The organism is Nocardioides plantarum, from assembly GCF_006346395.1.
GTDB lineage: Bacteria > Actinomycetota > Actinomycetes > Propionibacteriales > Nocardioidaceae > Nocardioides > Nocardioides plantarum.
Genome location: NZ_VDMS01000002.1, coordinates 125,895 through 138,594 on the forward strand (window position 1 = coordinate 125,895; position 12,700 = coordinate 138,594).

Sequence of the window (12,700 nt, forward strand, 5' to 3'; positions counted from 1 at the left end):
GGCCGAGATGCGCTTGCCCGGGACGGCCCGCGGAGCCCGCAGCGGCCGGTCCGGAGGGTCGCGCGGTGTGCTGTCGGCAACAGCCGCACGCCATGCCCCCCACACCCGAGCATTTGGTAGGACGTGGGTCTAGCCTTGACAACGCGTAGACCCCGTCAGCCATCACCCGGAAGAGGCGAACCCAGCCGTGCCGCAGTCGTCAGGCCACCCCTCCAGCTCCACCGAACCGTCGGCGTCGGACTTCGGTCCCAACGACTGGCTCGTGGAGGAGATGCGAGAGGCGTACGACGCCGACCCCTCGAGCGTCGACGAGACCTGGGTCGCCTACTTCACGTCCGGTGACAGCAGCACCCCCCAGCACGCCGGCAACGGCACCGCGAGCAACGGCAGCAACGGCTCGCACGCCGCGGCCCCCGTGAAGGCCCAGCCCGAGCCGGCGCCGAAGGCCGCACCCAAGCCCGCACCCGAGACCGAGGCCAAGACCGCGCCCAAGTCCGCGCCCAAGACCGAGTCCAAGCCCGAGAGCCGGCCCGCCGCGAAGAGCGAGCCGCGCGAGGTCGCCAAGGCCGCGGAGCCGGCCAAGACCGGCAACCCCACGCCCAAGGAGGCGCCGCCGTCGGAGCCTGCGGCGGCCAAGGACGAGCCGACCTACACGGTGCTGCGCGGGGCCCCGGCCCGGACCGCCGCCAACATGGACGCCTCGCTGGCCGTCCCGACCGCGACGTCGGTGCGCTCGGTGCCGGTCAAGCTGCTCTGGGACAACCGCATCGTCATCAACAGCCACCTCGCCCGCGCCCGTGGCGGCAAGGTCTCCTTCACCCACCTGATCGGCTATGCGCTGGTCAAGGCCGTGAAGTCGATGCCCGAGATGAACAACGGCTTCGAGACCCGCGACGGCAAGCCCAACCTGATCACGCCGGCCCACGTCAACCTCGGCCTCGCCATCGACGTCCCCAAGCCCGACGGCAGTCGGCAGCTGCTGGTGCCCTCGATCAAGGCCGCCGAGAAGATGGACTTCGCCGCCTTCTGGACCGCCTACGAGGAGGTCGTGCGCAAGGCGCGCGACAACAAGCTCACGGTCGCCGACTTCCAGGGCACCTCGATCAGCCTGACCAACCCCGGTGGCATCGGCACCGTCCACTCGGTGCCGCGCCTGATGGCCGGCCAGGGCGCGATCATCGGCGTCGGTGCCATGGAGTACCCCGCCGAGTGGCAGGGCGCCTCGGAGGTCGCGCTGGCGCGCAACGCGATCAGCAAGACCATGGTGCTGACCTCGACCTACGACCACCGCGTCATCCAGGGTGCGCAGTCCGGCGAGTTCCTCAAGCGCGTGCACCAGCTGCTGCTCGGCGAGGAGGGCTTCTACGACGAGATCTTCCGCTCGCTGCGCATCCCCTACGAGCCGATCCGTTGGGGCCACGACATCGCGACGTCCCACGACGACGAGATCAGCAAGCAGGCCCGGATCCTCGAGCTGATCCACGCCTATCGCGTGCGCGGCCACATGATGGCCGACACCGACCCGCTCGAGTACCGCCAGCGCACGCACCCCGACCTGCAGGTCGAGTCGCACGGCCTGACGCTGTGGGACCTCGACCGCGAGTTCGCCACCGGCTCGTTCGGCGGCAAGGGCCGCCCGTTCATGAAGCTGCGCAACATCCTCGGCATCCTGCGCGACTCCTACTGCCGCACCACCGGCATCGAGTACATGCACATCATGGATCCCGAGCAGCGCCGGTGGATCCAGGAGCGGGTCGAGCAGCCGCACACCAAGCCCCCGCGCGAGGAGCAGCTGCGCATCCTGCTCAAGCTCAACCAGGCCGAGGCGTTCGAGACCTTCCTGCAGACCAAGTTCGTCGGACAGAAGCGGTTCAGCCTCGAGGGCGGCGAGACCACGGTCCCCGTGCTCGACGAGATCTGCGAGGCCGCGGCCCAGGCCGGCCTCGACGAGGTCGTGATGGGCATGGCCCACCGCGGGCGCCTCAACGTGCTGGCCAACATCGTCGGCAAGAAGTACTCCCAGATCTTCCGCGAGTTCGAGGGCAACATCGACCCCCGCACCGTGCAGGGCTCCGGCGACGTCAAGTACCACCTCGGCGCCGAGGGCGAGTTCGTCGCCGGCTCCGGCGACACCATCAAGGTCTCCGTGGCCGCCAACCCCTCGCACCTCGAGGCGGTCGATCCGGTGCTCGAGGGCATCGCCCGGGCCAAGCAGGACGTCCTCGACCAGGGTGCCGAGTTCCCGGTGCTCCCGCTGCTCGTCCACGGCGACGCGGCGTTCGCGGGTCAGGGTGTCGTCGCCGAGACGCTCAACCTCAGCCAGCTGCGCGGCTACCGCACCGGCGGCACCATCCACGTCGTGGTCAACAACCAGGTCGGGTTCACCACCTCCCCCGGCTCCTCGCGCTCCTCGCTCTACTGCACCGACGTGGCGCGGATGGTCCAGGCGCCGATCTTCCACGTCAACGGCGACGACCCCGAGGCCTGCACCCGCGTGGCGCGGCTGGCCTTCGAGTACCGCCAGGCGTTCAAGAAGGACGTCGTCATCGACCTGGTCTGCTACCGCCGCCGAGGTCACAACGAGGGCGATGACCCGTCCTACACCCAGCCCCTGATGTACGACCTGATCGAGCAGAAGCGCTCGGTGCGCAAGCTCTACACCGAGTCGCTCATCGGTCGCGGCGACATCACGATCGAGGAGGCCGAGCAGGTGCTGGCCGACTACCAGCAGCAGCTCGAGCGGGTCTTCACCGAGGTCAAGGAGGCGACGTCGGCCCCCAAGGAGTGGACGACCGTCCCCGACTACCCCGACAAGCCGGCCATCGAGACCACGACGGCGATCCCGCTCGAGGTCCTCAAGCGCATCTCCGACGCCTACGTCACCCCGCCCGACGGCTTCACCGTCCACCCCAAGGTGATGCCCCAGCTGCAGCGGCGCGCCACCGCGATCACCGAGGGCCCGATCGACTGGGGCACCGGCGAGATCCTCGCGCTCGGCTCGCTGCTCATGGACGGACGGCCCGTGCGGCTGGCCGGCCAGGACTCGCGCCGGGGCACCTTCGTGTCGCGGTTCGCCACGATCATCGACCGCAAGAACGCCGACGAGTGGACCCCGCTCTCCTCGCTCACCGAGGACCAGGGCCGCTTCTACGTCTACGACTCGCTGCTGTCCGAGTACGCCGCGCTCGGCTTCGAGTACGGCTACTCCGTGGCCCGGCCCGAGGCGCTGACGCTGTGGGAGGCCCAGTTCGGCGACTTCGTCAACGGCGCCCAGACCGTCATCGACGAGTTCATCTCCTCCGGTGAGACCAAGTGGCGCCAGCAGTCCGGCGTCGTGCTGCTGCTCCCCCACGGCTACGAGGGCCAGGGTCCCGACCACTCCTCGGCGCGCATCGAGCGGTTCCTGCAGATGGCCGCCGACGAGGCGTTCGTCGTCGCCCAGCCGTCGACCCCGGCGTCGTACTTCCACCTGCTGCGTCGTCAGTCGCTCGGCGAGGCCCACCGCCCGCTCATCGTCTTCACGCCCAAGTCGATGCTCAAGCGCAAGGAGGCGGCCTCGCAGCCGGCCGACTTCACCTCCGGCACCTTCCGTCCGTTCATCGCCGACGAGACGGCCGACCAGGAGCAGGTCGACACCCTGCTGCTCTGCTCGGGCCGGATCACCTGGGACCTCATGGTCGAGCGGGCCAAGCGGGAGGACAGCGGCCGGTTCGCGATCGCCCGCGTCGAGCAGCTCTACCCGCGCCCGGTCGACGAGATCAAGGCCGAGATCGCCCGCTACCCCCACCTCAAGGCGGTCCGCTGGGTCCAGGACGAGCCCGCCAACATGGGTCCCTGGTCCCACTACGCCATGAACGTGTGGGGCGAGGTCGACGCGACGGTCGAGGGCATCACGCGCGAGCAGTCCTCCTCGCCGTCGGTCGGCACGGTCAAGCGGCACGCCGCGGAGCAGAAGGACCTCGTCGAGCGGGCGTTCGCCTAGGTCGGCCAGGACGTCGGAGAACCACACGATGTACTTCACCGACCGCGGGATCGAGGAGCTCGAGAAGCGCCGGGGCGACGAGGAGGTCACCCTGGCGTGGGTGGCCGAGCAGCTGCAGGGCTTCGTCGACGCGCACCCCGAGTTCGAGACCCCCGTCGAGCGCTTCGCGACCTGGCTGGCCCGGCTCGACGACCCCGAGGACTGAGATGACTCCCCGTGGCTGAGCTGCACTTCTTCACCGGCACCATGGACTCGGGCAAGAGCACGCTGGCCCTGCAGACCAACCACAACCACGCGGCCCGCGGGCGGCTGGGCCGGATCTTCACCGCGCACGACCGCGCGGGCGAGGCGATCCTGTCCAGCCGCCTCGGGTTGACCCACGAGGCGATCGAGGTGCCGCCCGCGTTCGACTTCTGGCGCTACGTGGTCGACTCGCTGACCCGTGGTGCCCGGATCGACTACCTGGTGTGCGACGAGGCCCAGTTCTACACCGCCCTGCAGATCGAGCAGCTGGCCAAGGTCGTCGACGAGCTGCAGATCGACGTGTTCGCCTTCGGGATCCTCACCGACTTCCGCACGGTGCTCTTCGCCGGCAGCCGACGCCTGGTCGAGCTGGCCGACCGGATGCACGTGCTGCAGGTCGAGGCGCTGTGCTGGTGCGGCAAGCGCGCCACCCACAACGCCCGCACCGAGGACGGCGTCATGGTCGTCGAGGGCGAGGTGATCGTCGTGGGCGACGTCGAGGAGGGCCCCGACGGCCCACCGGGCGAGGTCGCCTACGAGGTCCTGTGCCGCCAGCACCACCGCCGCCGGCTCACGGCGGCCCGGGCCCACGCCGTCAGCCTGGCCCCCGACCCCCTGCCGTTCGGCTAGCCCGTCGGGTGGCCGGTCGGGTGGTTCAGTCGACCAGCACCGGGATCAGCATCTCGTCGGGCGTGAGCGAGCCGTGCAGCCCGATCAGGGTCTTCTCGTAGGCGAACCGCTCGGTCGAGAAGACCCCCAGGTCGCCGTCGCAGGCGACGACGACATCGCCCATCCGGGGCAGCACCCGGGCGTCGACCGGCCCGAACCAGCCCCGCCCGATGGCGTCGGTGCGCGACAGCACGGTGGCCCGCTCGCCGAGGAACCCCGACCAGGTGGCCAGGACGTCGTCGACGGCGCCGCTGCGGCAGTAGAGGTGACGGAAGCGGGCCTCGCCGCCGATCAGCGCCACCCCGTCGAGCAGCTCGGCGTGGTCGTCGACATCGACGCGGCTCTCGTCGGGCGAGTCGATCATGCCGTGGTCGGCGACCACGACGAGGCGGGTGTCGCCGGGCAGGGTCTCGCGCAGCTGCTCGGCCTCGGCGTCGACCATGGCGAGCTGCTGCAGCCACTGGCTGGAGGCCACGCCCCAGCGGTGCCCGGTCCAGTCGAGGTCGCTGTCGTAGAGGTAGGTGAGCGACGGGCGCGCGACCGACGCGGCCACGGCGGCGGCGATCCGCTCCCCCACCTTGTCGGCGCCGACGAACTCGCCACCGCGGCTCGACGCGACCGTCAGCCCCGACCCGCGGAACTCACGCTTGTTGACCACCGTCACCGAGACGCCCGCCGCGGCCAGGGTGGAGAACGCCGTGGGGTGGGGCTGCCACTCGAGCGGGTCGACGTCGGCGTCCCAGAAGAGGTGGTTGAGCAGCTGGTCGGTGCCGGGGATGCGCGCGGTGAAGCCGATGAGCCCGTGGGCGCCCGGGGTCAGGCCGGTGCCGAGCGAGGTCAGGCTCGTGGCGGTGGTCGACGGCACCCCGGCGGTGCCCGGCCCACCGGAGGAGTCCAGCAGCGTCGAGAGGTAGGGCGCCGCGTGGGCGTAGCGCTCGAGCAGGCGCGCCCCGAGACCGTCGATGAGGAAGACGACGTACGACGAGGCGTCGGGCAGCTCCAGCGAGGTCGGGGCGACGCCGACCCGCACCCCGAGGGCGCGGGCGACCGCGGGGACGACGTCGGCCAGCGAGCGACGGCCGTAGGCCGGCTCGACGAAGGGATCGGTCACCGACGCGCCGTCAGTGCTGGGTGCGTGCCGAGAGCGACGCGGCGAACGACAGCAGCCCCGCGACGGCGTCGCCACCGTCGGCGGCCGCGGACACCCGCAGCGAGAAGTCGTCGGAGGCGAGCACCCCGGTGTAGCCGTGGTCGGCGTCGCACTCGGGGTCGCTGCACCCGGCGGGCTCGAGGTCGAGCCGGGCGACACCGCCCCACCCGATGGTCATCACGGCCTCGGCCGGCGGCGTCGGGCCCTTGGTGGGGTTGGCGGTCATCCGGGTGACCACGACCGACTTGACCGCGGTCAGGCTGACGGCCTCGGTCGAGGTCGACGTGTAGGGCTCGGGCAGCAGGTCGTCGCCGGCGTGCTCGTCGGTGTGGGCCAGGATCAGGCGCGACGGGGTGAGCACCACGACGCTCTGGTGGCGGCGTACCTCGTCGTTCTCGAAGGTCGGCTCGTGGTGCACGTAGTAGGACACGACCTGCTCGCCGGCGACGGCACCCTCGACGGCGTCGGTGACGACCTCCGGGTAGTAGCCGGTGCGTTCGATGGTCGTGCGCAGGTCGCGCGAGCGGTCGAGGTCGTCGAGCGGGCGGGGCAGGCGTGGCACGCCGGTCAGTGTGTCACGCGCGACTCGGTGCCGGGCAGACCGGACCTGTCGACCGATGGGCCGGCGGACGGGTCGGCCGGATCAGTCGGACAGCACCATGCCCGTGCCCAGGCCGATCATCATCACGCCACCCACGGCGCCCATCGAGTCGAGGCGCTGCGGCTTGCGTGCGAACCACGTGCGGGCCCGTCCGGCCGCGGTCGCCCACAGGCTGTCGGAGGCCGCGGCGAGCACGGCGAAGGCGAGGCCGAGGAGCACCAGCTGCGGCGCGGCGGCCGCCCCGGGGTCGGTGAACTGCGGCAGGAACGCCAGGAAGAACACCAGGGTCTTGGGGTTGGACAGCCCGACCGTGAACCCGGTGGCCAGCGCGCGACGGGCCCCCTCGCGCGAGGGCCGCGCCAGCCCGGCCGCCATCGCGGCGCGGGCGTCGGTGCGGTGCCGGATCGCCTGGACGCCGAGCCACACGACGTACGCCGCCCCGACGAGCTTGACGACGGTGTAGGCCGTGCTGCTCGCGGCGACCACCGCGCCGAGGCCGACCGCGACGGCGACCACCTGGGTGAGCACTCCCAGCGCGTTGCCGACGACGGAGGTCAGGGCGGCGCGCAGGCTGACGGTGAGGGCCCGGCCCAGCGTGAAGAGCAGGCTGGGGCCGGGCACCTGGATGAACAGGATCGACGCAGCGAGGAACGTGACCCACTGGCTGGTGCTCGGCATGGGCCGAGTCTGGCAGGCGGCGGGCCCGTCCCACGACCCGTTTCGCCAGCGCGCGGACGCGACGGCTACTCGGGGATGGTGTCGCCGCCCGGGTGGTCGGTCATCCGGCGCACGAACAGGTCGGAGCGGGGCTCGGCCACCGGCGCGACCCGGCCCGAGGCGGTGAGCACCGTCGCGCCGTCGGCCCCGGCGAGCACGAGCGACAGCTCGAGGGCACTGAGCTGGGGCAGGTCGTCCTGCATCTGCGCGACCCGGCTGATGAGCCGCTCGACCGCCTCGATGTCGACGGGCTCGGCCCCGCGGTAGCCGAAGAGGATCGGGGAGCTCTTGACCTCGCGCACCATGGTCGCGACGTCGCGGGCCCCCAGTGGTGGGATCCGGTAGGAGCGGTCGGCCAGCAGGTCGATGATCGGCCCCGAGATGCCGAACGAGACGACGGGTCCGAACAGCGGGTCCTCCATGCTGCGGATCGCGACCGGCACGCCGGGCGCGGAGTTCTTCTGCACCACGAAGTCGGCCCCACCGGGGTCGCGCACCAGGGTGCTCAGCGACTCCCAGGCGTTGCGCATCTCGGCGATCGAGTCGATGTTGCGCCACACGTGTGCCAGGTCGGGTCGCTCGCGCAGTCCCTCGGCCGTGGCCTTGAGGACGACGTCCCAGCCGAGCTTGCGCCCGGCCGACTGCGCCTCCCGCAGGGTCGCGACCGGGATGGACTCCCACACCGAGACGCCGTAGGCGCCGAGCAGCTCGCCGACCTCCGCACGGGTCAGGTCGGCGCCGTCGGGGTGGTTGGCCAGGGCCCGGGTGACGACCCGCTCGGCCGTGGGGGTGTCGACCTCGGCCGGGTCGGGCGGGGCGCCGTCGGGGGTGCGCAGCCACACGGCGTAGTCGACGACGCTGGCCAGGGCGCGCACGGCCGCCTCGACCGCGGGGTACGACGGCACCGACCCGCGTCCGGCCGAGGCGCCGGCGACGTCGGGGACCCGGAGCAGCTCGGGCACGCCCTCGGCGCCGAGGAAGGAGGAGACCAGCGGCTTGTCGGACTGCTCCCCCACCGCGGCCAGCACGTTGGCGACGTCCTCGCCGGAGACGTTGAGCGGGGGGATGTAGACGGCGATGACGGAGTCGACCTCGGGGTCGTCGATGACGTCGTCGAGCGCGTCCTCGAAGTCCTCGGCCGACGGCTCCGCGCTCAGCGTGACCGACCGGGTCACCATCAGCCCGACGGCGGCGGCCGCATCGGCGGCCAGCAGCCCGAGTGCGTCGGAGTTGCCGACGACGGCCACGCGGCGCCCCCGCGGGAGCGGCTGGTGGGCCAGCAGCTGGGCGACGTCGAACATCTCCTCGAGCGTGTCGACCTGGATGATCCCGGCCTGCTTGAACATGGCGTCGAGCGCCTCGGGCGGGGCGGCGATCCGGCGTACGGCGTGGCCCATCGGCACGCCCTGGGTGGTGCGGCCGGAGCGGACGGCGATGATCGGCTTACGCAGCGAGACCCGGCGGGCGATGCGGGAGAACTTGCGGGGGTTGCCGATCGACTCGAGGTAGAGGAGCACGACCTCGGTGGCGTCGTCCTCCTCCCAGTACTGCAGGAGGTCGTTGCCGGAGACGTCGGCACGGTTGCCGGCCGACACGAACGTCGTCAGGCCGAGCCCGCGGTTGCGGACCTTCTCGAGGATGGCCGAGCCGAGCGCCCCGGACTGGCAGAAGAACGCGGCGCGACCGCGCGGCGGCATCACCGGCGAGAGGCTGGCGTTGACCGAGACGGCCGGGTCGGTGTTGATGACACCCAGGCAGTTGGGCCCGATCAGGCGCAGCCCGTAGGAACGGGACAGCCCGACGAGGTGGCGCTGGCGCTGGCGACCCTCCTCGCCGGTCTCGGCGAAGCCGCTGGAGATCACGATCATCCCGTGCACGCCCTTGGCGGCGCAGTCGAGCACCACGTCGGTCACCGACTCGGCCGGCACCGCGACGATCGCGACGTCGACGTCGTCGGGGATGTCGCCGACGGACTTGAACGCTGGGAGTCCCGAGACGGCCGCGGCGCTGGGGTTGACGGCGTAGACGCGGCCGGTGAAGTCGCCGGTCACCAGGTTGCGCACCAGCGCCTGGCCGATGGTGTCCTGGCGCCGGCTGGCGCCGATGATCGCGATCGAGCGGGGGTTGAAGAAGCGCTCGATGGAGGCCGCCTCGGCCCGGTGCTCGCGCCCGCGCATCACGCCGATGGACGTGTCGGTCGCCTCGATCGGGAACTCCAGGCTCAGGACGCCGTCCTCGTAGCCGCTGACGACGCGGTAGCCCGCGTCGCGGAAGGTGTGGATCATCCGGGCGTTGTCGGGCAGCACCTCGGCGGTGAACCGCTCGATGCCCCGCTCGCGGGCGGCCTGGGCGAGGTGCTCGAGCAGCAGCTGGGCGATCCCGCGGCCGTGGTGCTGGTCCTCGACGAGGAACGCGACCTCGGCCTCGGCGTCGCCGACGACGTCGTAGCGGCCCACGGCGATCATCTGGCCCTGGAGCAGCAGCACCAGGGCGACCCGCTTGTCGTGGTCGACCTGGGTGAAGCGGCGTACGTCGCGGTCGGAGAGGGTCGGCATCGGCGAGAAGAACCGGTAGTACTTCGATCGGTCGCTGACCCGGGCGTAGAAGGTGACCAGCAGCTCGGCGTCGTCGGGCCGGATCGGCCGGATGTGGGCCGTCCGACCGTCGCGCAGCAGGACGTCGGCCTCCCAGTGCCGGGGCGGCGCGGCCGCGGGCGAGTGGGGGTCGGCGGTCACGACGACAGGCTACCGGGGACGCTGGCACCGCCGCGCCCGGCGAGCCCCCGTACGAACCGGGGGTGGCAGCCACGAGAATGGGCCGCATGGCGCGGCGTACCACGAAGCAGGACCTCCCCGACGACTTCGAGGAGCACATCCTCGACATCGACGTCGGGGAGGAGATGCGCAACTCCTTCCTCGAGTACGCCTACTCCGTCATCTACTCCCGCGCGCTGCCCGACGCCCGGGACGGCCTCAAGCCCGTCCAGCGCCGCATCCTCTACACGATGAACGAGATGGGCCTGCGTCCCGACCGCGGGCACGTCAAGAGCGCCCGGGTGGTCGGCGAGGTCATGGGCCGCCTGCACCCCCACGGCGACAGCGCCATCTACGACGCCCTGGTCCGCACCGCCCAGCACTGGTCGATGCGGCTGACGCTGGTCGACGGCCACGGCAACTTCGGCTCGCCGGACGCCGGTCCGGCGGCGATGCGCTACACCGAGTGCCGGATGGCGCCCCCCGCGGCGGCGATGACCGCCGGCATCGACGAGGACACCGTCGACTTCAAGGCCAACTACGACGGCCGCGAGACCGAGCCGTCGGTGCTGCCGGCCGCCATCCCCAACCTGCTCGTCAACGGCACCACCGGCATCGCCGTCGGCATGGCCACCAACTGCGCGCCGCACAACCTCGTCGAGATCGTCCAGGCGCTGCGCCACCTGATCACGCACCCGAAGGCGACCCTCGACGACCTGATGCGGTTCGTGCCCGGCCCCGACCTGCCCACCGGCGGCAAGATCGTGGGCCTCGACGGCATCCGCGACGCCTACGAGACGGGCCGGGGATCGTTCCGGATGCGGGCCACGGTCCGGGTCGAGACGATCGGGCGGCGCAAGGCCCTCGTGGTGACCGAGCTGCCCTACGGCGTCGGCATCGAGAAGGTCGTCGAGCGGATCAAGGTGCTCGTGCAGGGCAAGAAGCTCCAGGGCATCTCCGACGTCAAGGACCTCTCCGACATGGAGAAGCCCACCCACCTGGTGATCGAGGTCAAGAACGGCTTCGTCCCCGAGGCCCTGCTCGAGCAGCTCTACCGGATGACCCCGCTCGAGGACTCCTTCGGCATCAACGCCGTCGCCCTGGTCGACGGGCAGCCTCGCACCCTCGGCCTCAAGGAGCTGCTCGAGGTCTTCCTGCGCCACCGCTACGAGGTCGTGCGCCGCCGTACGGCGTTCCGGCGGGCCAAGGCCGCCGCGCGCCTCCACCTCGTCGAGGGCCTGCTGATCGCGATCCTCGACATCGACGAGGTCATCCAGCTGATCCGGACCTCCGACAACGCCGCCGAGGCGCGCGAGCGACTGATGGGGGTGTTCGACCTGTCCGAGCTGCAGGCCGACTACATCCTCGACATGGCGCTGCGCCGGCTGACGAAGTTCTCCCGGATCGAGCTCGAGAAGGAGCAGAGCGAGCTGGCCGCCGAGATCGCGGCGCTCGACGCCATCCTCGGCGACGAGGCACTGCTACGCCGGGTGGTCGGCGACGAGCTGAGCGAGGTCGCCAAGACCTACGGCACCCCCCGCCGCACGATCCTGCTCGAGTCGGCCGGCACCGCCGTGACCGCCTCCGCCGTCGCGCTCGAGGTCCCCGACGACCCGTGCTTCGCGCTGATGAGCTCCACCGGGCTGCTGGCGCGCACCAGCAGTGCCGAGCCGTTCGGCTCCGGCGACGACCGGGCCAACCACGACGTCGTCGTCTCGGCCGTCGCGACCACGGCCCGCGGCGAGATCGGGGTGCTCACCTCGGCCGGGCGGCTGGTGCGTCTCGGTGTCCTCGACCTGCCGACGATCCCGCCCAGCGCCAACGACCCCCACCTGCAGGGCGGGCTGCCGATCACCGAGATGCTCTCGCTGGCCGCCGGCGAACGCGCCCTGGCGCTGTGCACCCTGACGACCGACGGGCCCGGGCTCGCCCTCGGCACCCGCGACGGCGTGGTCAAGCGGGTCAACCCCGAGGTCCTCGGCCGCGACGAGTGGGAGGTGATCAGCCTCAAGGACGACGACGTGGTCGTCGGCGCCGTCGAACTCGTCACCGGCGAGGAGACGCTGTGCTTCATCAGTGACGTCGCCCAGCTCCTGCACTTCCCCGCGGCGCTGGTGCGCCCCCAGGGCCGCTCCGGCGGCGGCATCGCCGGCATCAAGCTGGCCGGGCCCGAGCGGGTGGTGTGGTTCGGGGCGATCGACCCCGCCGCTCCCGAGGGCTCCGTGGTCGTGACGGCCTCGGGCGCCTCGACAGCCCTGCCCGGCACCGAGCCCGGCTCGCTGAAGGTGACCCCGTTCTCCGAGTACCCCACCAAGGGCCGGGCCACCGGCGGGGTCCGCTGCCACCGCTTCCTCAAGGGCGAGGACACCCTGGTGGTCGCCTGGGCCGGCACCGCCCCCGCCCGCGCCGCAGCCGCCAGCGGCGCCCCCGTCGCGCTGCCGGCGGCCGACGGTCGACGGGACGGCTCGGGGGTCCCGGCCAGCCAGCCGGTGGCCGCCGTCGCCGGGCCGCTGGCCCGGCGGCTGTCATCCGCGTCGGCCGCGCCGGCCGGCGCGGTCGACCCTGCCGATGTGACAGGCTGATCG

8 protein-coding genes are annotated in these 12,700 nt (G+C 71.9%); 4 read left to right on the forward strand and 4 right to left on the reverse strand.

Features of this window, described 5'->3' with window-relative positions; translation table 11 throughout:
• Positions 1–187: 187 nt before the first annotated feature.
• From FJQ56_RS12660 to FJQ56_RS12665, 3 genes are read left to right on the forward strand one after another with little or no spacing between them, the layout of a single operon-like run.
• The gene (locus FJQ56_RS12660) at positions 188–3,982 is read left to right on the forward strand and encodes a multifunctional oxoglutarate decarboxylase/oxoglutarate dehydrogenase thiamine pyrophosphate-binding subunit/dihydrolipoyllysine-residue succinyltransferase subunit (protein ID WP_140009943.1); all 3,795 of its coding nucleotides are present in this window, start codon (positions 188–190) and stop codon (positions 3,980–3,982) included.
• 28 nt (positions 3,983–4,010) lie between these two features.
• Positions 4,011–4,187, forward strand: coding sequence for a DUF6104 family protein (locus FJQ56_RS22175; protein ID WP_170215395.1), 177 nt, complete (start codon positions 4,011–4,013; stop codon positions 4,185–4,187).
• A gap of 11 nt (positions 4,188–4,198) precedes the next feature.
• Positions 4,199–4,855, forward strand: a complete 657-nt coding sequence (locus FJQ56_RS12665; RefSeq protein ID WP_140009944.1) for a thymidine kinase — start codon at positions 4,199–4,201, stop codon at positions 4,853–4,855.
• Positions 4,856–4,880: 25 nt separating this feature from the next.
• On the opposite strand, the gene FJQ56_RS12670 is transcribed toward FJQ56_RS12665, so the two are convergent.
• From FJQ56_RS12670 to FJQ56_RS12685, 4 genes are all read right to left on the reverse strand, one after another.
• Entirely contained in the window at positions 4,881–6,005 is a 1,125-nt protein-coding gene (locus tag FJQ56_RS12670) for an alkaline phosphatase family protein (protein WP_140009945.1), read from the reverse strand.
• A gap of 10 nt (positions 6,006–6,015) precedes the next feature.
• Entirely contained in the window at positions 6,016–6,606 is a 591-nt protein-coding gene (locus tag FJQ56_RS12675; protein ID WP_246084136.1) for a DUF5998 family protein, read from the reverse strand.
• A gap of 81 nt (positions 6,607–6,687) precedes the next feature.
• On the reverse strand, positions 6,688–7,323 hold the full coding sequence (locus FJQ56_RS12680) for a LysE family translocator (RefSeq protein WP_140009946.1): 636 nt from the start codon (positions 7,321–7,323) through the stop codon (positions 6,688–6,690).
• A 65-nt stretch (positions 7,324–7,388) separates the two neighbouring features.
• Positions 7,389–10,097 carry a bifunctional acetate--CoA ligase family protein/GNAT family N-acetyltransferase gene (locus FJQ56_RS12685; RefSeq protein WP_140009947.1) on the reverse strand — a complete coding sequence of 903 codons (2,709 nt, stop codon included), beginning with the start codon at positions 10,095–10,097 and terminating at the stop codon, positions 7,389–7,391.
• An 86-nt stretch (positions 10,098–10,183) separates the two neighbouring features.
• Here FJQ56_RS12685 and FJQ56_RS12690 point away from each other — a divergent pair, with 86 nt between their 5' ends.
• A complete protein-coding gene (locus FJQ56_RS12690; protein ID WP_140009948.1) occupies positions 10,184–12,697 on the forward strand; it encodes a DNA gyrase/topoisomerase IV subunit A in 2,514 nt (837 codons plus the stop codon).
• Positions 12,698–12,700: the final 3 nt, after the last annotated feature.

What these genes read in the sequence shown, in the direction of transcription:
- FJQ56_RS22175 (WP_170215395.1), top strand. Translation starts at nt 4,011, where the DNA reads ATGTACTTCACCGACCGCGGGATCGAGGAGCTCGAGAAGCGCCGGGGC.
- FJQ56_RS12680 (WP_140009946.1), bottom strand. Translation starts at nt 7,323, where the DNA reads ATGCCGAGCACCAGCCAGTGGGTCACGTTCCTCGCTGCGTCGATCCTG.
- FJQ56_RS12690 (WP_140009948.1), top strand. Translation starts at nt 10,184, where the DNA reads ATGGCGCGGCGTACCACGAAGCAGGACCTCCCCGACGACTTCGAGGAG.